Origin of the sequence: Stenotrophomonas sp. 1278, from assembly GCF_029892765.1 — a bacterium.
GTDB classification, from domain to species: domain Bacteria; phylum Pseudomonadota; class Gammaproteobacteria; order Xanthomonadales; family Xanthomonadaceae; genus Stenotrophomonas; species Stenotrophomonas indicatrix.
In genome coordinates this window covers 73246-97454 of sequence record NZ_JARXWD010000006.1, presented here as the reverse complement: position 1 = coordinate 97454, position 24209 = coordinate 73246, and the positions used below count along the sequence as shown (strand labels likewise).

Sequence of the window (24209 nt, the reverse complement as noted above, 5' to 3'; positions counted from 1 at the left end):
CAACGCCGTGTGGCGTTGTCAGCGCCCGGCTAGCGACGCACGCTGCCGCGGTGGAAGTTGACCCGGAAGCTCGCGCCGCCCCCAACGGCCTCGCCCACGCTCACCGTGCCGCCGTGGTGCTGCACGATCTCCTTGACCAGATGCAGGCCGAGGCCGCTGCCACTGCCAGCAGCACGCAGGCGGTGGAACGGCTCGAAGATCGCCTCGCGGTCACCGACCGGCACGCCGGCTCCCTGGTCGCTGACTTCCAGCAGGCCCTGCCGGTCCAGACGCACGCAGATGGTGCCGCGCCCGCCGCCATGGACGATGGCGTTGTGCACCAGGTTGGCGATCACCCGCCCCAGGGCGAGGCCATCGCCATGGATCCATACTGGCGTCTCCGGCGCATCCACTTCAAAGCCGTATCCGGCGCCAACGACCAGGGGCGCAAGGTCGGCAGCCGCTTCGCGCACGACATGCGCAAGGTCCAGGCGTTGCAGCGCTGCGACGTTCCGGTCCAGGCGCTGCAGGTCGAGCAGGTGCTCGGCGACGTTGCCGAGACGGGCGACATCGGTCAGCAGCTGCGATTTGAGCTCCCCCTGCGGCAACTGCGACAAGCGCGCCTGTACCACCGCAATCGGTACCCGCAGCTCATGTGCGGCGTCGGCCAGGAATTTATCGCGTGCTGCGTAGCCCTGCTGCACCTTGTCGATCGCATCGTTGAACGCTTCGACCAGAGGCGCGACCTCGGTCGATACCAGCTGCGCGTCCAGGCGCGCACCGGGCTGGCCGATATCCAACTCCTTGGCCTGCTGCGCGGACCGGCGCACGCCACGCATGGCGCGATGGATCACCGTCGGCATCACCAGCAGCGTGACCACGATCAACGGCAGGAAGAACCACAGGCCGATCAGCCGCAGCACCATCAATGCGCCATCCAGCAGGCCGCCCTTCGGCGCCCCGCCCACCATCACCGTGATGCGGCGGCCGTCTTCGTTGCGGATCATCACCCGCGCCACATCCAGGTACGGCGGCACCAGCGAACCCAGCTCGGTGGCACCCAGTGTCGGCAGACGGGCCAGCAGCGGCGCGTGGATGGCAGGCAGCGTGCCGCGCTGCAGCCATGCACCGCGATCGTCCACCGCCGCGAACCACAGGTTGCCACCGGCACGCGCATCGAGCTTCTGCCAGCGCGCTTCGTCCAGCACCAGCCGGCCGCCTTCGCTGTGCACCGCATTGGCTGCGCTCTCGGCCATGAACATGTCCATGCCCCAGGTGTCCTTGTCGCCCCAGGTCAGGATCAGCGCGACGACGGCGAACAACACCGTGAAGGCCTGCGCCAGGAACAGCCGCCACGCCAGTCCAAGGGTGATCGAACGAATCGGTCGTGCCATCTCAGGCCTCCGCCAGCAGATAGCCGACGCCGCGGATCACGTGGATCTCCACGCCTGCCCCGGCCTGCTGCAACGCCTTGCGCAGCTTTGAAATATGCGCATCGAGCGCATTGGACTGGATCTCATCATCGAATCCGTACACCGCCGATTCCAGCGCGCTGCGGGTGACCGTGCGCCCCTGCCGCATCGCCAGCGCCTGCAGCACCAGCACCTGCCGCCGCGGCAGTGCAACCGGTTGGCCGTCCACCTGCGCCTGCAGCGATTCGAAATCGAACTCCAGCCGGCCCAGCCGCAACCGGGGGGTCACCATCGCCGACGGTCGACGCGAGACGGCACGGATGCGCGCCATCAGCTCTTCGATCGCCACCGGCTTGACCAGGTAGTCATCGGCACCGACATCCAGCCCCTCCACCTTGTCCGACAGCCCACCCTTGGCAGTGAGCATGATCACCGCCAGGTTCGGCCGCAGCGCACGGGCAGTCGCCACGAAGCCCACGCCATCACCATCGGGCAGCTGCCGATCGAGCAGCATCAGCTGATGCACCGGCTCACGCAGGGCGAGCGCAGCCTCGGCCAGGCTGCCGACCACGTCGGCGACCACACCCTGGCGCTCAAGCCCGGACTGCAGGGCTCGCGAGAGATCGGGGTCATCTTCGACCAGGAGAATGCGCATCGGGGGCTCGGCAACCGGAAACGGTGCCGATCATAGTGCCTTCGGCGTGCAGGTGGCGGCGATGCCAGCAGATTGCGCCTGCGCAATGTTCCGACAATGTTGCGCGCGCAGCATGCATCGCCATCCCTGCAACGCACTACTTCGATGACCTCACTGTCCCCCGCCCTGCTGCGCCCCCTGCTGTGCACCGTCGCTCTCTCCACGCCGCTGCTGGCCACCGCGCAGGAACAGGCTCCGGGGGTACAGGCCGGCATCACCTTCGGCGCGACCACTGGCGCCTACGCGCACTATGACGACAAGCCGCTGGTGCTGCCGGCGCTGTCCTGGCAGGGCAAGCGCTTCTTTGCCAGCCCCGGTTCGCTTGGCATGAACCTCTACAAGGCCGACGGCCTGCGCCTGTCGGCGGTGGCGACGCCCTACACGTTGCGCTTCAAGACCGACGACGTGAACGATCCGCAGCTGCGCCGCCTGCACAGCCGGCAGATGTCGGCGATGGTCGGCATCAATGCCGACTACAGCGCCGACTGGGGCGCGGTGGCGGCCAGCGTGAAGCGCGAGGTGAGCGGACACGGCGGCGGCGTTGAATCCAGCCTGCATTACAGCTATCCGATCCAGGCCGGCCGCTTCACCTGGGTGCCGCGCGTGGGCGTAGTGCATTCCAGCGCCCGCCTGCTCGACTACTACTACGGCATCAGCGACGAGGAAGCACTGCGCTCCGGGCTGGCGGCCTACAAGCCCGGCAGTGCCACCTCGCCGAGCCTGCAGATCGCGGTCAGCACGCCCCTGGGTACGAAATGGCGCGCGACCGGCGTCGTCGCCAACCAGTGGTTCGGTGATGCCGTCGAAGACAGCCCGATGGCACGGCGCAGCAGCCAGACCTCCGCTTTCATCTCGCTGATGCGCGCGTTCTGACCGAACCTGCATCCGCCCCACGGACAACAAGGATCCCGCATGGCCGCTGTCACCCCCACCGCCGATGCCAACGCGATCCTGCGCGCGCCGGATCTGGACAGCGCCGAGCGCGCCTACCTGGGTCTGCTGCCGGACATGGATCATGTGGACGCGTTGACCCGACGTGCACTTGGCCTGTCACGCGCTGCCGATGCTGCGCGCGGATACGCACTGTCGATGACGCTGGTCGGCCTGCGCCTGCAGGAGCTGGAAATGGGCGAGCCGTGTGCGGCCGAACATCGCCAGGCGACGCTGCGCAGCCTTCGCCAGGCCTTCACTGCGGCCTGAGCGTCCCGTCAGCGGAAGGTCGTCCAGGCCAGCACCGCAGACAGCAGTGCGACCCAGATCACGGCCTTGAAGGTGCCTTCCAGCATGTTGCCGCCGAACAGCAGTTCGATGATCGGGTTAGGCCGGGAAACGGGAGCATGGTCACTCATGGTGGCGTCCTGAGGTTTGGGAACTGCGTCACCGATGATACAAAAGCTTGACATTCCTGTTGCTGTTTCCGGTATGGTCGATGCAACGCGGCGTTCAAGGATGATCGATGCTCAAGCGTGCACTGTTTCCCGTAGTCGCCCTGCTGCTGGCCGCACTGGTCATCATGCTCTCCTGGCAGAACCGCCAGTTGCGGCAGGTCAACGAACAGATGGCGGCGCAGCTGCAGCAGACGCAGCTGGACGCGCATGGTCTTGCCACCGGCACCCGGCCTGAACTGCTGACCCTGCGGACGACGCAGCAGACCCATGTCGATATCGGTGGCGCGCGCGGCGTGCCGCAGATCCTCTACTTCTTCTCTACCGCCTGCCGTTACTGCCTGGCCTCGGTGCCACAACTGCAGCAGATCGCGGCTGCGCGAGGCAGTGCCGAGCTGGTGGGCGTGGGCCTGCCACCGTACGACCAGCTTGCCGACTACGCAGGCAAGCACGCGCTGGCGTTTCCGATCGCCGTCGACGATCAGGGCGAAGTCTCCAAGCGCTACCGCGCCACGCTGACACCGATGCTGATGGTGCTGGCCGCAGATGGCAGCATCGCCTACAAGCATGTCGGCCAGCTCGACACCGGGACGGTGCAGGCCGTCGCCAACGCAATGAATCCGGGAAGCCACACCAACTGAAGGAGATACACATGATCGGGAAGAAAACGCTGTTCTCGTCCGTCGCCGGTATCGTCATCGTTGCTGCAATGTCATTCGGGGCCGCACAGGCCTTCGCCACACCGGTGAAGACCGGCTTTGCACCGGGTTGCGTGGATACCCCCGGATGCATGTTCGGCGGCAATGGCCGCGCCGGCGGCACGCGCATCTGCTGCGTCGCCAACTGATCCCGCTTCGACACCGCCCCGCACGCGGTGACTTCATGTTCCATCGCCATTCCAAGGAGATACACATGATCGGAAAGAAGAAGCTGTTCTCGTCCATTGCCGGCCTCGTCGTGGTGGCCGCCATGTCATTCGGTGCCGCGCAGGCCTTCGCCACTCCGGTGAAGACCGGCTTCGCGCCGGGCTGCAAGGAACACCCGAGCTGCCCCTATGGCAACGCAGGCTCCCACGGCCTGCTGGCCTGCTGCGATCCCATGTAACCCGCCTCGAAGCTCTGCAAAGGAGATACAGATGATCGGAAAGAAGAAGCTGTTCTCGTCCATTGCCGGCATCGTCGTCGTGGCCGCCATGTCATTCGGTGCCGCGCAGGCCTTCGCCACTCCGGCCAAGGCCGGGTTCGCACCGGGCTGTGAATTCACCCCGGGCTGTCCGTATGGCGGCTCAGGGCATTGGTCCGGCCCTCGCCTGTGCTGCGATCCGCTCTGAGCCCGCCTGATGGTTCCAGCCACGTCGTGACCTGAGCCCAGGCTTCCCGGCCAACGGGGTCACTTCCGGGCAAACGGGCCGGACTGCCTTCACGGGTGGCCCGGCCCTTTTTCATTATCGTGTTCTGCCGCCGCCCCGGCCTGGCACGGATTCATCCTTGCTGGCTCTGGTTGGCGCGCACTTTTCCGGTCTTCGTCGGATACCGGTTTCACAGCGCAGGCCGCAGTGCAACGCTGGGCTCCCTTCTCCGGAGCACCGTGCCATGCCGATGCTTGCCCTGCTGCTGTTGATGGCCGGTCTGTGCAACCGCGACGGCGGTACCGGAAGCGATTCGCTGCGGATGCAGATCCTGCAGGCCGATGCCCAACGTGCCGTCCGCGCGCCTGCCACGTACGGCCAGACGGACAGCCAGAGCGTGCAGATCCTGCGCCTGAGTGCGGATCGCGTACTGCAGGTGGCCCACGCTCGCGTGCACGGTGATGCCGACGGTATACAGCGCGCCCGATCGCACAGCCGGGGGATGCTGCAACTGTGGCAGCGCGTGGATGGTCATTGGCAGCTGCAGCGCAGCGCCAGTGTCGAGCAACGCGGTTGACGCTGGCAGCAAGCCGGCCAGGCTGGAACGAGCGCGGATCGCAGGCACAAAAAAACCGGCCCAGGGCCGGCTTTCATCGTTTCCACCGCTGCTCCGGCCATGCCGGGAACCGGTGGTGGGCGGTACAGGGTTCGAACCTGTGACCCCTACCATGTCAAGGTAGTGCTCTACCGCTGAGCTAACCGCCCAAATATTCCGTGCAGCCCGCAGGCTGGTGCTTCTACGTAAAAACCCGGCGCCAGGGCCGGGCTTTTCATGCTCACGACAGCCCCCTGGGGGCTTCGTGGTGGGCGGTACAGGGTTCGAACCTGTGACCCCTACCATGTCAAGGTAGTGCTCTACCGCTGAGCTAACCGCCCGTTTGTTGCTTCTGCAGCGCCGCGATTGCGTCGGTGCAGGCCGCGTATATTACGGACGACGACCGGCAAGCGCAATACTTTTGTGAAGAAAAGCCGCTTTACCGCGTTCAGCCCAGGCTGGCTTCCTTCAGCTGCCTGATCTGGTCGCGCACCCGGGCGGCATCCTCGAATTCCAGGTCCTTGGCATGCTGGTACATCCGCTGCTCCAGGGCCTTGAGGCGAGCGGCCAGCTGCGCCGGACTGAGCGAACGGTAGTCGATCGTGTCCTCTGCCACCCCGGAACGGCCTTTGCCCTTGCCCTTGCGGGACTCCTTCTCGGCGGCGTCCGAGCGTGCGCCCTCCAGCACGTCGACGATCGGCCGCGCCACGGAGCGCGGAGTGATGCCGTGCTCCAGGTTGTACTCGACCTGCTTGGTGCGGCGGCGGTCGGTCTCATCGATCGCTGCCTGCATCGAACGGGTGATCTTGTCCGCATACAGGATCGCCTTGCCGCGCACGTTGCGGGCCGCACGGCCGATGGTCTGGATCAACGAGCCGGTCGAGCGCAGGAAGCCCTCCTTGTCCGCATCCAGGATCGCCACCAGCGAGACCTCGGGCATGTCCAGCCCCTCGCGCAGCAGGTTGATGCCGACCAGCACATCGAACTTGCCCAGTCGCAGGTCACGGATGATCTCCACACGTTCGACGGTATCGATGTCCGAGTGCAGGTAGCGCACGCGGATGCCGTGCTCGGTCAGGTACTCGGTGAGGTTTTCGGCCATGCGCTTGGTCAGGGTGGTGACCAGCACGCGGTCACCGGCCTTGATCCGCTCGTTGGCCTCGCTCATCAGGTCATCGACCTGGGTGCCGACCGGGCGGATCTCCACCACGGGGTCGATCAGGCCGGTCGGGCGCACGACCAGCTCGGCCATGTCCTCTCCGGCCTCGCGGAATTCATACGGACCCGGTGTCGCCGACACATAGATGCTGCGCGGGCAGCGCGCCTCCCACTCCTCGAAGCGCAGCGGACGGTTGTCCAGCGCCGACGGCAGGCGGAAGCCGAACTCGACCAGAGTTTCCTTGCGCGACCGGTCACCCTTGAACATGGCACCGATCTGCGGAATGGTCACGTGCGATTCGTCGATCACCAGCAGCGCATCAGCCGGTAGGTAATCGAACAGGGTCGGCGGCGGCTCGCCCGCGTTCTTGCCGGTCAAATGCCGCGAGTAGTTCTCGATGCCGTTGCAGAAACCGACTTCGGCCATCATTTCCAGGTCGAACTGGGTGCGCTGGGCCAGGCGCTGCGCCTCGACCAGCTTGTTCTGCGCGTACAGCTGCTCCAACCGCTCCTTCAGCTCGACCTTGATGGTCTCCACCGCCGCCAGCACCCGTTCACGCGTAGTCGCGTAGTGGGTCTTCGGGTACACGGTGAAGCGCATGAGGTTGCGCATGGTCTCGCCGGTGAGCGGATCGAACATCGTGATCTTTTCCACCTCGCCATCGAACAGTTCGATGCGCAGGGCCTCACTGTCCGATTCCGCCGGGAACACGTCGATCACTTCACCGCGCACGCGGAAGGTACCGCGCTGCAGCTCGTATTCGTTGCGCGTGTACTGCAGCTGGGTCAGGTGATTGATCAGGTCGCGCTGGTCGATGCGCTCGCCCTTGGACAGGATCAGCCGCAGCGACAGGTAGTCTTCCGGCGCACCCAGGCCGTAGATGGCCGACACGGTCGCCACCACGATCGCATCCGGTCGCGACAGCAGGGTCTTGGTCGCCGCCAGCCGCATCTGTTCGATGTGTTCGTTGATCGAACTGTCCTTCTCGATGAAGGTGTCCGACGACGGCACGTAGGCTTCCGGCTGGTAGTAGTCGTAATAGCTGACGAAGTACTCCACCGCGTTGTGCGGGAAGAACGCCTTGAACTCACCGTACAGCTGCGCTGCCAGGGTCTTGTTCGGCGCCATGATCAGCGTCGGCTTCTGCACCTGCTGGATGACGTTGGCGATGGTGTAGGTCTTGCCCGAGCCGGTGACGCCCAGCAGGGTCTGCTTGGCGACGCCGGCCTCGAAATTGCTGGTCAGCTTGGCGATGGCATCGGGCTGGTCTCCCGCCGGCGAATACGGCGAGACAAGTTGAAAACTGTCGCTCATGGTGTTGCCAGGTCTCGGGGAAGGTAAGTATAGGGGGCGTCCGGTGACGGTCGGCTGAGGGGAAGCCCCCCTCAAAGGTGGGGGTCAGGCTGATGGTTGCAACTGGGTATCAAGGCGCAGGTTGGAACCTCCCCCACTGGAGCGCATCCCATGCCTTTCCCGCCCCCCTGCCACAGGCATCTTCCGGGCCTCACCCTTGTCGAGCTCGCCGCCGCCGTGGCGTTGCTGGCAATACTCGTCGCCGTGGCATTGCCTGCGCTGGTACAGCCTTTGGAACGCAGCCGAGCGGACACCACCCGCATGCGGCTGGTATCGGTGTTCAACACCGCCCGCGCCATGGCCATCACCCATCGCCGCGCGGTCACCGTATGTCCAAGCATCGATGGAACCGGCTGTGATGCCGACTGGGCCCGCGGCTGGTTGATCCAGGCGGACCGATCACCCAACGCGGCCGAAGAGGCAAGCCCGCGTCAGTTCATGGGCGGAACGAGATCTCCGCGGATACGCGTCGACAGCACTGAAGGCCGCAAGTACCTGCGATTCCAAGGCGACGGGCGTAGTGGCGGCAACACACTGACGGTAAGCATCTGCGTGGGAGCGGAGCTGCACAGCGCGGTGATCGTCAACAACGTCGGCCGTACCCGCTCGGCCCGCCAACGAAGCCGGGCCCCTTGCCCATTCTGAGCTGAGGCGGCGCTGACGCAGAAAAGCAGAAACCGCGATTTCTCGCGGCTTCTGCAGGATCTGGCGCCCGAAGTTGGACTCGAACCAACGACCCCCTGATTAACAGTCAAGTGCTCTAACCGGCTGAGCTATTCGGGCGGGGAGGCGCATTCTAGATGCTCATCCGCGACGATGCAAGCTTCCGTTGAAACCACTCACCAGCAGGTCAGGCTACCGGAGTTGGCCGGGGTCTTCACGCCCGCCTGGTTGAGGGTCAGCGTGCCGCACTTGTCCTTGGCCTGGTTGCCCTGCGGCACTGCCGTAATGGTGTAGGCCGTGGCGGTCGGCACGATGGTTACCGCATACATCGTGGCCCCACCCTCACGGGGCGAATTTATCTTGGTGCTGTTGGTTTCACTGAAGGTGAACGAGGCGTAGCTGTTGTTCAGCGTGTGGTGACGCTCGGCGCGCTGCGCATACTCCACCATTTCCGCCTTTGCTGCTGCACGGCGCGACTTGCGCACGTGCTCGGAGTAGTTGGGATAGGCCACAGCGGCCAGGATACCGACGACGATGACCACGATCATCAGTTCGATCAGCGTGAAGCCTTGGGCAGCCGAGCGCAGCGAGCGAGGGGAAAAAGAGGGCTTGCTCACTGGATCTGTCTCCACGATTGGCGGCCGCACGGATAGGGAACGTAGAGCGTTTCATCGCCCTTGTTGATTGGCTGCACGCAGGCCGGGGTTGGCGGCGCGGGTGGATTTTCTCCCCCCGGCGTGCCCGGCACCATGTTCGGTGGCGTGTCACGCGACAACGCACCGGCCTTGATGTCACGCACCACACCGCCGCTGGCGCCGGTCGAATTGATTTTCAGCGCCGCCGTACCGGATGCCACCTGCACACCATCGGGTGAATTGATCGTCGCACGGCCCAGCGCACCGCTGCCGGTCAATGCCTGCAGGCCGAACAACCAGTTGTTGCCCGATGAAGCGCAGCCTGTGCTTCCCACCATCGGCACATAGGTCGGCATGTAGACGATGCCATTGGAGAGGGTCGGGTTGCCGACGAAGCGTTCGCCGGCCGGCAGGTCGATGTACCAGCCGCGCGCATTGCTGGGTGGAGCCCCCTGCGACAGCATGCGCTGATCACCGGTGGTACTGACCGCACCTGATGTCAGGCTGGCGCGGGTCAGCGTACCGGTGACCGGACCGTTCACCGTGTCATTGACTGCATACAGGCTCTGCAAGGAAGTATCGGTCGGATCACCGACGAAGGAGAAGCTGCCACTGCCGAAGTACAGCATCACGCCGCCGGTGGCACCATTGCCTGCGGTGATGCCACCGGTGATCGGCTGGCGCAGGGTGCGACCACCTTCGGTGTAGGAGCGCGTAGTGAACAGCGGCGTGGTCAGGCTGCTGGAGGTATCGCGCAGATCGAACTTCCAGACTGCGCCCTTCTGGTCGGTGCCGTAGACGGTATCGGAATAACCATCACGACGACGTTCGTTCTGCTTGCTGCCGCCCCAGCGGTCAACCACCACGATACTGCCCAGCCCATTGTTGCCCGCCGGGGCCGCCGCTTCCACCGCTTCGATCATGGTCACCCGCGGCGTACCGGTGCCGATGTCGACCATGAACAGCACCGCCTTCTGGTTGGCACTGTTGAAGCCATTGCCGAAGATCGCCTTCCACACCGGCGCGCCGTTCTCCAGCACCGGCACGATGACCGGCTTGCCCAGCACGTGACCGATGTTCTTGCGCACAGCTTCCGGCAGGCTGTTGTCCAGATCACTGATTTCCCACAACTTGCTGCCGGCACCAAAAGTGGTTCCCGCCGTCACGTCGAGCGCGAAAACGCTGCGTCCACCTGCGCCGGCTGCGCCGACCAGGGTGGTATGCCAGTTGCGGCCGTAGTAGCTGTCGCCCACCGCGATCTGGCCATCGACGTAGTAGCGATGGTCGAATTTCTGATCGTTCAGATCGGTCGAGTTGTAGGGGAACAGCAGGTTGCCCATGTGCCCCAACGCGGTGGCCGGGATATAAGCGAAGTCCTCACTACCACCACCGCCTAGCACCTCGCCTTTGGCGTTGATGCCACCATTGAAAGCATGCAGCATGCCATCGTTGGCACCCACGTAGACCATGTACTTGGCCGACTTGGCCTTGCCATCCAGATACAGGCCGTAGCTGCTACCCAGGTCGCCGCTGAAGCGCCGGTAGCCGTAGTCGTCGATCGGCGCGCTGACCACCGGGCTGGAGGTCACGATGTCACCCAGCCGCGTGGTGCGATCGCGCAGTGCGCCACCGCTGCGCTTTTCGCCGCTGGTATCGCCCAGCAGATAGTTCACCGCCGAAGCGGCGTTGGCACCCAGCTTCTCCAGCTCGGCCTTGTTGCAACGGGACATACCCGGATACAGCGTGGCGGGCTTGGTGCACAGGTCGTCCAGAGTGACGTTCGCACCGCTGAACTTGCTCGTAGCGCCGTTCTTGGTGAAATACACAGAGCGCGACGTGGGCGCCGGCAGCTGTGCGCTGGCCTCCCATATCGGCGTGGAGATCACGGCGCGCGTCTTCTGGTCGACCGACAGCGTGCTGGCCGTCAGGCGGCTGAACCAGTCGGTACCTTCATTGGCGATCTCATAGCTGGGAGCCACCGAGATCGAGCCGGCACCGATGCGCGCACCACTGGAGCCCACGCCGCCGGACGGCGAGGCACCGCTGGTCACCGCTGACAGGACACGACGCATCGCGGTGGTGATTTCCTCCGGCGTCCGCGCATTGATGTACTCGCCACGGGTATTGACCGCGGCGTGCCAGATATCATCGACGGTGCTGCGGTCATCGTCCTGACGGGCCGGCCAGTTGTTGTACACGGAGGCGTCGGTGTAGGCGTCCTGTTTCAGATCGGGATTGAACAGGTTGCCACGCGCGCCGAGGGTAACCCCGTAGAAATTCAGGTGCAGATTGGTCTGGCAGTCCAGTCGCTTGTCCGGGTTGCCGGCCTTGCACGCATTTACCACCGGCACCTGGCCCGCCAGCAGGTCCGCGCGCAACGGCGGTTGACCAGATCGGTCGTTGTAATACTGGCTGACAATGTCGGCCATGGTGTTGAAGTTGCCATCACTGAACGGAGTGCCCATGGCGCCATCGGCGTTGCCGGCGGTGCTGGGTCCGCCCTGGTTGCTGAAGCCGTCGGTGAACAGCATCACAGCGTTCTTCTGGCAGGCCAGCTGAACCGGCGCAGCCGAATCGATGCGGGTGAACTGCAGGGCCGCCGCATCGACGGCGAAACGGTTGGGCGTACCACCACTGGCGGTAAGCGCGATCATATCCGTGTACAGCGCCGCTTTGTCGTTGGGCACCGCCATGTCACGCATGGCTAGGCGCTTGTTGTTGTCGGTGCCACTGTTGTAACTGCTGTACTGATTGATACGGAAGTAACCCACGCGGAGATTATTGACGTCGGCCAAGGAGCGCGTCATGCCAGCGATCATCGCGCGGTTGCGGTTTCCATAGTACGAGTACCAGTTCGCAAAATTCTGCAGTGCTGCGGTGTTGCCCGGCTTGATCGTGTATTTCCACAGCGCGCAGCCGCTGCCGCAAGCGTTGTTCACCTTTGTGCGATCAACCCCGGAGTACGCATTGGCCGCGCCGTCCAGCTGCGGATAGGGATCGCTGTCGGAAGTCCAGGGGGTGAAGAACGTAGCAGGCCAATACTGCATGTAGACCGTTGCCGCACCATTGTTCCAGGTGTAATCGTAGTTGAGGTTGTAGTTGCTGTTGCCATAGCGGAACGGCGTATTGGCGGGAATCACCATGCCGTTCTGCATTCGGAAACTGTTACTGGCGGCCGTAGTGTAGTAGTTACCCGCCAGTGCCACGGTGTCGGTATTGCGGGGATCGATTTTCGTCGCATCCAATGCTGCGTTCGGGTACGGTGCGCCGGTACCATCAACCCATGGCCCGTAGTTCACCGCGGGATTGAAATAGGTCGGGTTGTACGAAGAAGAGCGCGCAAAACCCAGCGAATCAAGCGGCGGGATACCGTAGTAGTTGTTGATCCTGGCGCCCGGCAGGACATAGAAATAATCGCAGCTGCCAGAGGTGTTGATGTTGCCGTTGCGGTCGAAGAAGCTCTGCCGGTTGCTGTCCCAGCAACCTTCGCCGTCCTGGCCCGGGAACTGGGTCTGGAAGGTCATCGAGCCGGAATCGTCCACCGCCATGATGAAAGCCGGTGGCGTCTGCACCTGGTTGTTGAGCGGCGCCTGGGCCAGCACGCCCTGTGCCTGCGCGGCAGTCAGGTTGTAGGCGACCACCGCCAGACCGGCGACCACGACCGCCGATCCGGCAGCCATCCATTGGGTTCTACGCGTAGCCATCGCCGCGTCCTCAGAGCTTGAAAATGGTATCGACCACCGACGACGAGGTCGGGTTGGCCGGATCGTCGGCGGCGAAGGCCGTGATCTGGTAGGTGCCGGTCGCCTGATCGTCCGGTAGTCCTTCGTCGATGGCATTTCCACCGGGGCCACCACACTTGTCGATGCGACGCACGTTGACGCTGGGCACCGAGGCAACCGTCTGCTTCTGCGCCCAAGCGATCGCGTCGAACTGATCTTCACAGTCGTAGCTGATCGAGCTCGAGCTGATGAGGCTGCCCGACGGCAGGTCCTTGCGGTCGAGGATCGCTTCGGCTGCGCGCTCGGCGTTGCGGACCACCGCCTCGGAGTTCTGGAAGGATCGGTTGGCGGCGCGATAGTTGGAGGCCATCTTTTCCTGCATGCCCGCCACCTGCATGCCGGCGATGCCGATCAGAGCAAGCAGCAGGAGCATGATCAGTGCCACGTACAGCACCACGCCACGCTGCTGCTGCGGCAACTGTGGCGGGCGGCGGCCTGGGCGACGCACGGTCGGGATAGGGCGCATGGTCAGTTTCCGAACAGTCGATTGCGCAAGGCGATGCTCACTTCATAGGAAGTGCGGTAGCGCCCATCGGTGACACCGTCCTGGTCGTAGGTCATCCCCAGCACACCCAGCTTGGCGGCGGCGTCCTTCGGCTTGGACGCCGATGCCGAAGACGGGCTTCGGGCGATCAGCCCTACCTGCACCTGGCCAACCCGTCGCCATTGATTGGCACCGGTCGCGTTGGCCTGAGTGGTAACTGCCGAGGCCGTATTGAGGGTGGTGATGTTGCCCACCGGCGGCGTCGAGGTGGAGATGTTGGTGGTGGTATCCAGGCCGAACAGTACCTGCATGTTCTCGATGCCTTCCACCAGCTCTTCGTTGATGGCGTAGGCGCCGGCCGAATTGGCCCGTGCACGGCGCAGACCGGGACCGCTGGCGCCATTGCCGATGTAGTAGACCAACGATTCAGCGCGATAGACCACCGTAGGCTCCGGCTGCGGCGCATAGCGCGACAGATCCACGCCGGACGCGGTGATGGTGCCGGCGCTGGTGGTGCCGCCGAAGAAGTCAACCGACTCGCAGTTGGCCACGCCGAACAGCGTCGGTGACGCCACGCCGCCGCCGGTAAGGCGCTGCCAACGGGTCGCGTCCACAGTCAGTTTCGAGCCGGCCACGCCGAGTACCGGCACGCCTTCCGGGGCGAGAAAACGCAGCACCAGGATGTCGCTGCCTGGCATCGGTGCCGGATTGAGGCTGGCGATCGCCCCTGGCAGCCCAGTGGGCACGCTGCCCTTGCCCACCGCCAGCGTCGCCGTCGGCCCGGTATTGGGTGCTTCGTACCCCTGCACCGACACACTGAAGTCCAACGGACTGCCGCTGCCGGTGGCGGCGCCGAGGTTGTAGTGCGGCTCCCCCAGCCCCAGCGTCATGTGCGCCTGGTCGTTGACGCAGCCGGTGTGGCCCGCCATGCGGATGTCCCGCTCGAGGAAGTCGAGTGCGAAGCGACCATTCTCCTGCGCGCGCGCCACGCCTTCGGACAGCCGCGACGCGGCCTGCGAGGCAATGAAGATCTGGATGACGCCCAGCATCAGCAACAGGCCGATGACCATGGACACCATCAACTCGATCAGCGACAGGCCGGCCTGCCGGAACCGTGGGGACTGCGGAAGGGTCATAGCTGTGTCTGCAGGGCGAAGGTGGTCGGCGTATCCGGGCTCTTGGCGTTCCAGCGCTCATCGGCCCAGGTGATCGCCACGGTGGCCACACCGTTGTTGACGGTGACCGTAGCGGCGGCGTTGTCGCCCAGCGCCTTGACCACCTTGCACTGCCAGGCGGCCACGTTCTGCGCGATGGTCACCGCAGCGACCGGCCGGGCGCAGACGCCGGTGGCACTCCTGCTGCCCGCGGAGAAGGTTGCGGTGGAGTACCACGCGGCCTGGTAGCGGTTGCTGCGCATCTGCTCGGTCAGGTCGTACGCCAGGTTGGTCGCTTGGGTGCGGTAGTTGGAGCTCTGCACGTAGCGCACGTTCATGGTCTGCAGCAGGGCGAAGCCCAACAGACCGAAGGCCAGCACGACCATCGCGATCAGCACTTCCAGCAGGCTGAAGCCACCTTGGTGGCGCCGGGCATTGAACGGGGAGCGGTTCTTCATGGGCAGGGTCCCTTGCTGCTGCTGGCCTGGCCGGAGGCGTTGATGGTGACCGTGCTCATCAATGGGTCCTTGCCGCATTTCTCCGGCCGCAGGGTGATGGCCTGGTCTCCGGCGGCGCGGCGGCGGCCACGGGCGTCGAAGGCGATCAATGCCTGTGGGCCGGTCGCGACCATGCCGGGGCTGACCTGGGTGAAGCGCAGGACGGTCTCACCCGTGTCGAACTGGCCGTTACCCGAGGTCGCACTGTTGCTGGAAGCGTCACTGAAAGCCAGCATGCCAGCCGACCAGTTGCCATCGCAGCTGGTTCCGTTGCTGCTGCCACAGACACCACCGCCCTGGTTGTTGCGCACCGCGTCGCTTCGCGCCAGGTTGACCAGTCCGATCAGTTCGTTGTGACCAGCGGAGACCCGGTTGGAACGGATCAGGCTCTGGAAGGCAGGAAATGCCGTGGTCACCAGAATTGCCAGCACGGCAATGGTGACTACCAACTCGACCAGCGTGAAGCCATTGGACCGGCGCAAAGACATTGGACGCTCCCCAGCGTGTTGGTGGCCACGATGGCGCACCGGCCTGCCGCCGGCAAGCGGCGGCAGGATGAACGGTCAGATCCGGGCGACGGGCGTCAAACCCTTGACATCCCGCCTTCCCCCACCGGTCCGGCGCGGTCCCCGCCGCGCCGTCCAGCCACCCTCGCCTCGCTTACGCCAGCACCTGGTAGCAGGGCTGGTATTCGCCGGAGATCTTCATCCGGCGCTGCTCGACGAAGGCACGCAGCAGCGCGTCCAGGGCCTGCATCATGTCGGGGTCGCCATGGATCTGGAACGGCCCGAACTCCTCGATGCGGCGCATGCCGTCTTCCTTCACGTTGCCGGCGACGATGCCCGAGAAGGCCCGGCGCAGGTCGGCTGCCAGCGCGTGCGGCGCACGCCCGTGGTGCAGGTCCAGCGCCGCCATCGCCTCGTGGGTCGGCACGAACGGCTGCTGGTATTCCCACGGAATCTCGATGGACCAGTTGAAGAAGAACGAATCCTTCTGCGCCAGGCGATGCTCACGCACGCGCTTGATGCCGGCCGACATCTTCTTGGCCACCGCCACCGGGTCGCCGATGACGATTTCGTAGCGCTCGGCCGCGGCGTCGCCCAGGGTCAGGCGGATGAAACGGTCGATCTGCTCGAAGTACGGCGCAGCGACGGTCGGGCCGGTCAGGATCAGCGGGAACGGCAGGTCCTTGTTCTCCTCGCGCAGCAGGATGCCGAGCAGGTACAGGATCTCTTCGGCGGTACCCACGCCACCGGCGAACACGATGATGCCGTGGCCGATGCGGACGAAGGCCTCAAGGCGCTTCTCGATGTCCGGCATGATCACCAGGTGGTTGACGATCGGGTTCGGCGACTCGGCGGCGATGATGCCCGGCTCGGTCAGGCCGATGTAGCGCGTCACGGTCCGGCGCTGCTTGGCGTGGGCGATGGTGGCGCCCTTCATCGGGCCCTTCATCGCGCCCGGGCCGCAGCCGGTGCAGATGTCCAGGCCGCGCAGGCCCAGCTCGTAGCCGACCTGCTTGGTATACAGGTATTCATCGCGCGAGATCGAGTGGCCGCCCCAGCAGACCACCAGGTTCGGATCACCCGGATTGAGGATGCGCGCATTGCGCAGCAGCCCGAACACCGCATTGGTGATGCCCTCGGACGACTCCAGCTCGGCCGCGTAGGCCGGGCCCATCTCGATGGCCATGTAGGCCAGGTCGCGGACCACCGCGAACAGCAGCTCGGCCACGCCGCGGATGATCTCGCCATCGACGAACGCCATCGCCGGCGCGTTGGCCAGGTCGATGCGCACGCCGCGATCCTGCTGTGCGACCTGGATGTCAAAATCGGGGTAAAGATCGCGCGCGGCGCGCGGATCATCGGAGGCACTGCCACTGGTCAGCACGGCCAGCGCGCAGCGGCGCAGCAGCTCGTGCATGCCACCACTGGAGGCGTCGCGCAGGCGCGCAACCTCGGCCCGCGACAGCACATCCAGGCCACCACGCGGGTAGATCCGCGCGTCCTGCACCGGCAGCGTCCGCGCTGCCTTTTCATTCGTTGTCATATCCACTTTTCTGCTTCCTTTAAGGTGTCCGACTGTACTGCCGCCCCCTTAAAAAGCAAAACGGCCGGGAAGCCCGACCGTTGGATAGGTGCGTCCCGCGTTCGCCGCTCCGGGACCGCTTCGGCGGCATCTGCGCCGCGCACGTGTCTGGATGCTACGCCGATGCACAACCTCCCGCAAGGACTTTCGCCTGAACGGAAAACGGCCGGGTTTCCCCGGCCGTCTCCCTTTACTGCATCAGGCTCTGACGGATCAGAACTTGTACTTCAGGGTCAGCTGCATCGACCAGCGCGACACACCGGTGTTGCCCTTGTCTTTCTTCTCTTGGTACGCAAAGCCTTACGGGCGGTTGTCCAGCAGCCAGCACTGATCTCCCGTGAGCGTCGGTGTTGGCGCGATGGGAACCGCAGCATAGGGATCGACAATCTCCCAGAGCTCGTACCCCTGATTGTAGCCATAGGGATAGTGATACGTAACCGACAACCGAGAAGGTGAACCAACGGGCATATCTTCCGTCCCGATCTGGTACCACCACAGTCGCTCGCCAATCGAAAGCGAGGTAAACCACTCAAGCACCTTTCCGTAGCGCTCCTGAACCGGCAGCCTGCAATCCACAAGAACAAATGCGAACTTATCCTGCTCCGGATTTGATCCGGTCGTGGAACCGCTGCCGCCCCCGTGCCCCGGGCAATATGACGGATTACACCAAGGGTCCGTATCGATTTGGGTCACATCATCGGATGCCGAAGCTGCCTGCACACCGAGTGACATTCCGAAAACGATGGTACTGATGATTACTCCTAACTTCACCTTCAACCTCCTCCAGTGAGTACCGCGGGTCAATCAAAATCCATATGCCGCTCAACAAGCTTCTCATCCTGAAGGGCTGTCACCCACTCGCGCACGGCACCGCTTCCATTGCATATCAAGTTCAAATAGAACTCGCGCGATTTTTCCAGGAATTCAAGCATTGGGCTCAGCTGAGTATCAGCCAGAAGATTTACTGCCACAACCATGTCTTGCTGCGCAGCCTTAAGATAGAGCGCAAGGAAGGACAGGAAGGGGCTTCCGGCACCTGCGGCCATAGCGAGCATCAATGCTCGCATCGTCCTTCCATTTCCATCCTCGAACGGATGGAGCATTGTCATCATGAAAACAAGAAGTATGACCCTCCCCTGCAAATGAAGGCGATCATGCAGCTTCTTGAGTTCTTTGACGTGGGCTTCGACGTCAATTCGCGAGGCAATGATGGCGTGCGCATCCCCAGGCCTTCCCACCCAAACTCGGTCGATTCGAAAGTTGCCAGACCTGATGGCCTCCGGTGCAGCCGCAGAATGCATGACTCTCAGCTGTGGTGCGCCAAACCCTCTGATCGCCGATTTCTGGCACGCCTTTGCAAATGTGGACCCTCGCCTGCACTTCAGGAAGCCGACAGGATCAGAGCGACATTCCGGACAATAACGAAATCTGCAATTCGCCACTCGGGAGCACAACTGATTGAATGAAACATGATCACCAGCATCCGGAACATCGATTGAAAAACTCGCGCGGGAAAGCAACGCAAGCGATTCCGACGGCAATCCGTACATAGCCTTCATTGGCCGCTCCACTCAGCATCCTTTCCCTTTTATAGCAGCCAGCTCCGCCAATTTCCATGACAACACTCACAGAGCAGCACGGCAAAAGAAAACGGCCGGGTTTCCCCGGCCGTCTCCCTTTACTGCATCAGGCTCTGACGGATCAGAACTTGTACTTCAGGGTCAGCTGCATCGACCAGCGCGACACACCGGTGTTGCCCTTGTCGTTGTTGTTTTCCTGGATGGTCGGGGTATCGGTGGCGCCGGTGAAGTTGTAGATGTACTTTCCGGTTGCCGGATCGATGCCTGCGTAGCTGGCCACGCGGGAGGTGGAGTTGAAACCGTAATCTTCAATACGGCCCCACTTCTTATTGAGCAGGTTGCCGACATTCATGATGTCCAGCGCCAGCTCACCCTTGTGCTCCTTCACGAAGCCCGGGAATTCCTGGGCGATGTGCAGATCGAAGCTGTTCACCCACTTGGTACGGAAGGCGTTTGCCGGAGCAATCTCGCCGCGGTACTTCTCCAGCTGCGGGTTGGCGGCAAGCCAGTCGAAGAAGGCCTTCTCCATCGCCGCACCACCGGTGAACTTGACGTCGCCCGGGCCGTTCGGCACGTAGAACAGGTCGTTGAAGTAACCGGCACCAGTGGTGGCGGCGGCATCGCCGTTCATGTCGTTGTAGTAGATGTAGCTGAACGGACGACCCGAACGACCTTCGTAGAACAGACCCACGGTGGTGTTGTAGTTGCCGAAGAACGCCTTCTTCCAGTTGATCGAACCGGTCACGCGATCCTTGATCGCGTAGCGCGAATCATAGGCCACGTTCTCGTTGGCGGTACCGATCAGGGTGCTGCCCCAGTTGGAGGTGTTCTGCGAGCTGGTCAGCGGACTGACTTCCTTCGCGGCGGTGTAGGTGTAGGCCAGCGACCAGCCCCAGTTCTCGGTCAGCGGCTTGTTCAGGCCGACGGTGAACTGACGGCTGCTGCCCTTGTCGGTGTTGCGCATCAGCAGCACGTCGCCCATGTCGCTCGGGCGGTTCTTCTTGCCACCCACGGTGCCACCGCCCACAGCCGTCGCGCCTTCACGGATGGAGCAGTTGGCGCCGGCGCACGGCACGTAGCCTGCGTCATTCCAGTACAGCTCACGACCGTCCTGGCCGATGCGGGTGTACGACGGGCCACCGGCGCTCTTGTACAGGTCCAGGCGCTCGAAGTAGATCGCGCTCTTGACCTTGGTGTACAGGAACTCAGCCGACGCAACGATGCCATACCACGGCAGCTCATGATCGAAGGCGATGTTGGACTTCCACACCGACGGCAGCTTCAGGTCAGGCGCAGCGATGTCCACGTTCTGACGAGCACCGGCACCCGCAGCCGGGATGTACGGCGGATTGGTGTTCGGGGTGAAAATGCCGGTCTGGTTACGAACGGTGTACTCGGTGTAGTTCAGGCCGGTGTTCTGGTAGGCACCTGCCAGCCACACGTTCGGGGCCGCGCCACCGAACAGGCCCACGCCGCCGCGCAGCTGGGTCGGACGATCGCTGTCGAAGGTGTAGTTGAAGCCGAAGCGCGGCTGCACCAGCTTGCTGTCGGGCAGCTGGGTGTTGTCGTAGCCGTACAGTTCCATGATGCGCGGGTTGTACAGCTTCTGCGTGCCGAAGTCCGGCATGTCGACGCGGACGCCGGCCTGCACGGTCAGGTTGCTGTTGATGGCCCAGCTGTCCTGGATGAACAGACCGGTGTTCTTCAGCGTGTACTTGGCCGGGATGTCGTCGTAGCTGCCGCCGGCGCGCGGCGCACGCACAACGTACTGGTTGACGCGACCTGCAGCGAAGTCGCTGAGGTTGTTGAACACATACGCGCCGTTGACGTTACGACCGTAGTAGTTCAGCAGGTCGTTGTCGGAGTAGTCGAAGCCGAACTTGACGGTGTGGTCGCCGACGTACCAGGTGGCGGCACCGAAGGCGCTCAGCTCCTTGCTCTCGACCGCGTTGACGTGCGAGTTCTGCTCGGTACCGAAGTACAGCGAGTCATTGCCGCTGGCGCCAAAACCACGGATCTGGATCTGCGGCAGGCTCGACGGCGTGGTACGGACCGAGGTGTATTCCTTGTGCGAGATCTTGAACTCGGTCGAGAAATTCTCGGACCAGTCGCTGAACAGCTCGCCCATCCAGGATTCATAGGTCTTCGGCTGCTGGTACCAGAAGCTGCTCAGCGAAACCGCGCTGTTGCTGATCTGCGGGAAGCGGACAACATTCTGCTCGAGCTTGTTGTAACGCACCGCGGCACGGTGGTTCTCGTTGATGTTCCAGTCGATCTTCAGCGCGTACTCTTCGACCTCGGTCTTGTTGGCCGGGGCGTTGAGCGAACCTGCGTCGAAGCCGTAACCGGTCGCGATCTGCTGCGCGCGGGTAATGTCGGCATCGGTGATGGTGCCCTTGCCGTACGGCGAATCGGTCAGGCTGACGCCCGGGGCCGAACGCTCCATCTTTTCGTAGTTGGCGAAGAAGAACAGCTTGTCCTTGACGATCGGGCCGCCGAAGGTCATGCCGTAGGTCTTTTCGTCATCAAAACCGTTGAAGCGGACATCGTCCAGGTTCTTGCGGACCATGTCCTTGTCGCGGTACGCGTAATACACGGTGCCGCCGAAGTTGTTGGTACCCGATTTGGTCACCGCATTGATCACCGCGCCCGTACCGCCGGCAATGGTGGTGTCGTAGTTGGCGATGTCGATGTTGATTTCCTGGATCGCATCCATCGACACCGGCTGACGCTCGGTCGGCAGGTTGTTGGATTCCAGGCCGAACGGATCGCCGGCACCGATGCCATCGATGCGGATCGCGTTGTAACGGGTGTTCTGGCCACCGACCGAGATCGCACCGTCGGCCTTGCTGACCTGCGAGATGCGCGGATCGAGGCGGATGTAATCCTGGATGTTGCGGTTCACCGACGGCAGCGACTCCAGCGTTTCGCGGTTGACGTTGGTGCCGGTGCCCATCTTGTAGGCGCTGAACAGGTCGCTGCCCACTGCGGCAGCCACGACCTGGACGGCATCCAGATTGGTGGCGGCAACATCGCCGGCCAGGTTGGCGTTGACCGTGTTGACCTGGTTCAGGTTGAGGTACACGCCCTCTTCGGTCTTGGTGCCCTCACCCGGCTTGGTGATGGTGATGGTGTACGGACCACCCACGCGCAGGCCGCGCGCGTTGTAACGACCCGACGCATCGGTGGTCGCACGCGAAACGGTGCCCGATTCGGTGTGGGTGATGGTGACTTCAGCACCAGCAACAGGCGCGCCCGCATTGGACACGACCTGGCCGCCGACACCGGCAGAGGTGCTCTGGGCGAAGGCGGGAGCGGCGGCGAGCGCAGCCACGAGACCAAGGGTGAGCTTGGACATCCGGAATGGGTGAGTCATTGTTCGGTAGCCTCGATGCGAGTTGGCGATGGCGGAAAAAAAGCGCATCCAAGCAGCCTTGCGGGCGGCTGTTCGGACATTTATCTGGGGTTCCCTACCGTGAACGGCAGCTGCCGCAACGGTTAACACTAGATTAACACGCTACGCTTTCAATGTGACGGTTGTGCGACAAACGGCACCGGATCGCAACGCTATCGTGACGGAATCTTCATTCCGCTTTACGAACGCCTTCACTCGTCGATGGCGGATTGCCCGCATCGAGCACCTGCCCGCGCCACGCCAGTCCAGCAGCGGACAACAGGGTCACGGCCGCTGCAGCGGCGGCCTCGGGGCCGCATGCGGCCGGGTCCTGGTCGATCGAATAGGCCCGCGCTCGCAGGGCGGTACGCAAGGGCCCGGGATACAGGCCACTCACCCGCACCGGGCTGCGGGCCAGCTCGTCATGCAGGCTGCCGATCAGCCCGCGCAGGCCGTGCTGGGCGGCACCGTAGCCGCCCCAGTACGCCTGCCCCACCCGCTCAGGGGCATCCACGGTGAACACCAGCGCCGCGTCTTCACGCTGGCGCAGCAACGGCAGGCAGGCCTGGGCCAGCCAGGCCGGGGCGGTCAGGGTGACGTGAACGGCGCGGGCAAAGCTGGCCGGGTCGGCCAGCTCGAACGGGGTCAGGCCGGGAAAGTGGGCCGCGCAGACCAGCAGGCCATCAAGGCGCCCCAGCTCCTGCGCCACCGCCTGGGCCAGTTCGGCATAGTCATCGGGACCGGCACCTTCCAGGTCCAACGGGTACAACAGGGGCTCCGGCCCAACCGCCTGCACCTGGGCGTAGACCCGGTCCAGCCTTCGTGGCTTGCGCCCCAGCAGGACCACGGTCGCCCCCGCCTCGGCGGCTGCAACAGCGGCAGCGCTGCCGAGCCCGCCGCCCGCACCGGCAATGAGCACCACACGGTCCTGCAACGGGCGGCCATCGAGCGCCCCGTCTGCCGGTGACGTCGATGGCCAGGCGCTCATCCCTGCGCAGCCTCTTCGACGATGCGCTTGAGCTCGCCGGCTTCGAACAGTTCCATGACGATGTCGCAGCCGCCGATCAACTCGCCGTTGATGAACAGCTGCGGGAAAGTAGGCAGATTGGAGAAGCGCGGCAGGTTGGCGCGGATCTCGGGCTCTTCCAGCACGTTGACCGTGCGCAGCGCAACGGCGCCTGCGGCCATCAAGGCCTGCACGGCGCGACTGGAGTAGCCGCACATGGGGTATTGCGGGGTGCCCTTCATGAACAGCACGAGCGGGTAACGATCCACCTCGGCCTGGATTTGCTGCATTACCGCCACACCTCACTCCTTGCTTCGCCGGACAAACCAACCGTGATGGTCGGCTAGACTGCCCACGGTAGCTGCCATTGTAAGCCGATGGTACCGGCTGCCGCCGCCCCCTGGCCACGAACCTGTCCATGCCCGTCGAACTGCCCGCCCTGCCCTACCTGCCCTCGTCCCTGCAGCCGCACCTGTCGGCACAGACCGTGGAACTGCATCACGGCCGCCACCATCGCACCTACGTCGACGCGGTCAATGCCGCCATTGTCGGCACCGAATGGGAAGAATCCACACTGGAGGACATTGTCCGCCACGCCCAGGGCGCGCTGTTCGATGCCGCCGCCCAGGCGTGGAACCACGGCTTCTACTGGCAATGCCTGCGCCCGCGCGGCGGTGGCGAGCCGCAGGGCCGCCTGGGCGAACTGGTCAAGCGCCAGTTCGGCGACGGCCAGCGTCTGCGCGAAGAGTTCAATCGAACCGCGCTTGGCCTGTTCGGCTCCGGCTGGGTGTGGCTGGTGCAGCACCCCGGCGGGCAGCTCGGCCTGCAGGCCACCCGCAATGCGGGTACGCCGCTGACCGGCGACAGCACGCCGCTGCTCTGCTGCGATGTCTGGGAGCACGCGTACTACACCGACTACCAGAATGATCGTGCACGCTATCTGGAAGCATTCTGGCAACTGGTGAACTGGGAATTCGCCGAGAGCCAGCTGCGCTGAGACC

The 24209-nt window shown here is 64.0% G+C and carries 25 protein-coding genes and 3 tRNA genes; 9 read left to right on the top strand and 19 right to left on the bottom strand.

From position 1 onward, the window contains the following. Positions 1 to 29 precede the first annotated feature (29 nt). Entirely contained in the window at positions 30 to 1373 is a 1344-nt protein-coding gene (locus M2299_RS08190) for a HAMP domain-containing sensor histidine kinase (protein WP_032975720.1), read from the bottom strand. Position 1374: 1 nt separating this feature from the next. Continuing rightward, the gene (locus M2299_RS08185; protein ID WP_032975718.1) at positions 1375 to 2046 is read right to left on the bottom strand and encodes a response regulator transcription factor; all 672 of its coding nucleotides are present in this window, start codon (positions 2044 to 2046) and stop codon (positions 1375 to 1377) included. 144 nt (positions 2047 to 2190) lie between these two features. Between M2299_RS08185 and M2299_RS08180 the strand changes: the two genes are divergently transcribed. Continuing rightward, on the top strand, positions 2191 to 2958 hold the full coding sequence (locus tag M2299_RS08180; protein ID WP_025875227.1) for a MipA/OmpV family protein: 768 nt from the start codon (positions 2191 to 2193) through the stop codon (positions 2956 to 2958). A gap of 39 nt (positions 2959 to 2997) precedes the next feature. Further along, entirely contained in the window at positions 2998 to 3285 is a 288-nt protein-coding gene (locus M2299_RS08175; protein ID WP_099783496.1) for a hypothetical protein, read from the top strand. 8 nt (positions 3286 to 3293) lie between these two features. Here M2299_RS08175 and M2299_RS08170 read toward each other — a convergent pair whose 3' ends face one another. After that, a complete protein-coding gene (locus tag M2299_RS08170; protein ID WP_162887621.1) occupies positions 3294 to 3434 on the bottom strand; it encodes a hypothetical protein in 141 nt (46 codons plus the stop codon). A gap of 107 nt (positions 3435 to 3541) precedes the next feature. On the opposite strand from M2299_RS08170, the gene M2299_RS08165 reads away from it, so the two are divergent. The 5 genes from M2299_RS08165 to M2299_RS08145 all read left to right on the top strand — a co-directional run bounded on the left by M2299_RS08165 (position 3542) and on the right by M2299_RS08145 (position 5395). Next, complete coding sequence (locus tag M2299_RS08165) at positions 3542 to 4111, top strand: TlpA disulfide reductase family protein (protein WP_025875231.1); 570 nt, start codon at positions 3542 to 3544, stop codon at positions 4109 to 4111. 11 nt (positions 4112 to 4122) lie between these two features. Next, positions 4123 to 4317 carry a hypothetical protein gene (locus M2299_RS08160; RefSeq protein ID WP_025875233.1) on the top strand — a complete coding sequence of 65 codons (195 nt, stop codon included), beginning with the start codon at positions 4123 to 4125 and terminating at the stop codon, positions 4315 to 4317. 65 nt (positions 4318 to 4382) lie between these two features. Next, positions 4383 to 4574 (top strand): hypothetical protein, encoded by a 192-nt coding sequence (locus tag M2299_RS08155; protein ID WP_093817839.1) that lies wholly within the window; start codon positions 4383 to 4385, stop codon positions 4572 to 4574. A 31-nt stretch (positions 4575 to 4605) separates the two neighbouring features. Continuing rightward, positions 4606 to 4800: a hypothetical protein gene (locus M2299_RS08150; protein ID WP_099820043.1), complete on the top strand. Its 195-nt coding sequence runs from the start codon at positions 4606 to 4608 to the stop codon at positions 4798 to 4800. A 262-nt stretch (positions 4801 to 5062) separates the two neighbouring features. Then, the gene (locus M2299_RS08145) at positions 5063 to 5395 is read left to right on the top strand and encodes a hypothetical protein (protein ID WP_100436057.1); all 333 of its coding nucleotides are present in this window, start codon (positions 5063 to 5065) and stop codon (positions 5393 to 5395) included. Between the two features lie 113 nt (positions 5396 to 5508). Here the strand turns inward: M2299_RS08145 and M2299_RS08140 are convergent. The 3 genes from M2299_RS08140 to uvrB all read right to left on the bottom strand — a co-directional run bounded on the left by M2299_RS08140 (position 5509) and on the right by uvrB (position 7886). Then, positions 5509 to 5583, bottom strand: a tRNA-Val gene (locus M2299_RS08140). Positions 5584 to 5679: 96 nt separating this feature from the next. Beyond that, positions 5680 to 5754 (bottom strand) — tRNA-Val (locus tag M2299_RS08135). Between the two features lie 107 nt (positions 5755 to 5861). Further along, positions 5862 to 7886, bottom strand: a complete 2025-nt coding sequence (gene uvrB / locus M2299_RS08130; protein WP_025875241.1) for an excinuclease ABC subunit UvrB — start codon at positions 7884 to 7886, stop codon at positions 5862 to 5864. A gap of 150 nt (positions 7887 to 8036) precedes the next feature. Between uvrB and M2299_RS08125 the strand changes: the two genes are divergently transcribed. Further along, the gene (locus M2299_RS08125) at positions 8037 to 8570 is read left to right on the top strand and encodes a GspH/FimT family protein (protein ID WP_280884178.1); all 534 of its coding nucleotides are present in this window, start codon (positions 8037 to 8039) and stop codon (positions 8568 to 8570) included. 61 nt (positions 8571 to 8631) lie between these two features. Here the strand turns inward: M2299_RS08125 and M2299_RS08120 are convergent. The 13 genes from M2299_RS08120 to grxD form a co-directional block, all read right to left on the bottom strand. Next, positions 8632 to 8708, bottom strand: a tRNA-Asn gene (locus tag M2299_RS08120). 56 nt (positions 8709 to 8764) lie between these two features. Beyond that, complete coding sequence (locus M2299_RS08115) at positions 8765 to 9205, bottom strand: type IV pilin protein (RefSeq protein ID WP_199776083.1); 441 nt, start codon at positions 9203 to 9205, stop codon at positions 8765 to 8767. Next, positions 9202 to 12927, bottom strand: a complete 3726-nt coding sequence (locus M2299_RS08110) for a PilC/PilY family type IV pilus protein (protein WP_105163803.1) — start codon at positions 12925 to 12927, stop codon at positions 9202 to 9204. The genes M2299_RS08115 and M2299_RS08110 overlap by 4 nt, the downstream gene beginning before the upstream one ends. A gap of 10 nt (positions 12928 to 12937) precedes the next feature. Continuing rightward, positions 12938 to 13471 carry a PilX N-terminal domain-containing pilus assembly protein gene (locus tag M2299_RS08105; protein ID WP_105163802.1) on the bottom strand — a complete coding sequence of 178 codons (534 nt, stop codon included), beginning with the start codon at positions 13469 to 13471 and terminating at the stop codon, positions 12938 to 12940. Between the two features lie 2 nt (positions 13472 to 13473). Beyond that, positions 13474 to 14625, bottom strand: coding sequence for a PilW family protein (locus M2299_RS08100; RefSeq protein WP_280884177.1), 1152 nt, complete (start codon positions 14623 to 14625; stop codon positions 13474 to 13476). Next, a complete protein-coding gene (gene pilV / locus M2299_RS08095) occupies positions 14622 to 15101 on the bottom strand; it encodes a type IV pilus modification protein PilV (RefSeq protein ID WP_222390035.1) in 480 nt (159 codons plus the stop codon). The genes M2299_RS08100 and pilV overlap by 4 nt, the downstream gene beginning before the upstream one ends. Further along, positions 15098 to 15628: a GspH/FimT family pseudopilin gene (locus M2299_RS08090; RefSeq protein ID WP_280884176.1), complete on the bottom strand. Its 531-nt coding sequence runs from the start codon at positions 15626 to 15628 to the stop codon at positions 15098 to 15100. Before M2299_RS08090 ends, pilV begins: the two co-directional genes overlap by 4 nt. Before the next feature lie 172 nt (positions 15629 to 15800). Continuing rightward, positions 15801 to 17189 carry a nucleotide 5'-monophosphate nucleosidase PpnN gene (gene ppnN, locus M2299_RS08085; RefSeq protein WP_025875258.1) on the bottom strand — a complete coding sequence of 463 codons (1389 nt, stop codon included), beginning with the start codon at positions 17187 to 17189 and terminating at the stop codon, positions 15801 to 15803. Positions 17190 to 17528: 339 nt separating this feature from the next. After that, entirely contained in the window at positions 17529 to 18005 is a 477-nt protein-coding gene (locus tag M2299_RS08080) for a hypothetical protein (RefSeq protein WP_180831357.1), read from the bottom strand. 23 nt (positions 18006 to 18028) lie between these two features. After that, on the bottom strand, positions 18029 to 18787 hold the full coding sequence (locus M2299_RS08075) for a Fic family protein (RefSeq protein WP_180831358.1): 759 nt from the start codon (positions 18785 to 18787) through the stop codon (positions 18029 to 18031). Positions 18788 to 18929: 142 nt separating this feature from the next. Next, complete coding sequence (locus tag M2299_RS08070) at positions 18930 to 22184, bottom strand: TonB-dependent receptor (protein ID WP_180831359.1); 3255 nt, start codon at positions 22182 to 22184, stop codon at positions 18930 to 18932. A 208-nt stretch (positions 22185 to 22392) separates the two neighbouring features. After that, positions 22393 to 23190, bottom strand: coding sequence for an SDR family NAD(P)-dependent oxidoreductase (locus M2299_RS08065; protein WP_100436053.1), 798 nt, complete (start codon positions 23188 to 23190; stop codon positions 22393 to 22395). Continuing rightward, positions 23187 to 23507, bottom strand: a complete 321-nt coding sequence (gene grxD, locus M2299_RS08060; RefSeq protein ID WP_025875264.1) for a Grx4 family monothiol glutaredoxin — start codon at positions 23505 to 23507, stop codon at positions 23187 to 23189. Before grxD ends, M2299_RS08065 begins: the two co-directional genes overlap by 4 nt. A gap of 119 nt (positions 23508 to 23626) precedes the next feature. Here grxD and M2299_RS08055 point away from each other — a divergent pair, with 119 nt between their 5' ends. Further along, positions 23627 to 24205, top strand: coding sequence for a superoxide dismutase (locus M2299_RS08055; RefSeq protein WP_025875266.1), 579 nt, complete (start codon positions 23627 to 23629; stop codon positions 24203 to 24205). Positions 24206 to 24209 lie beyond the last annotated feature (4 nt).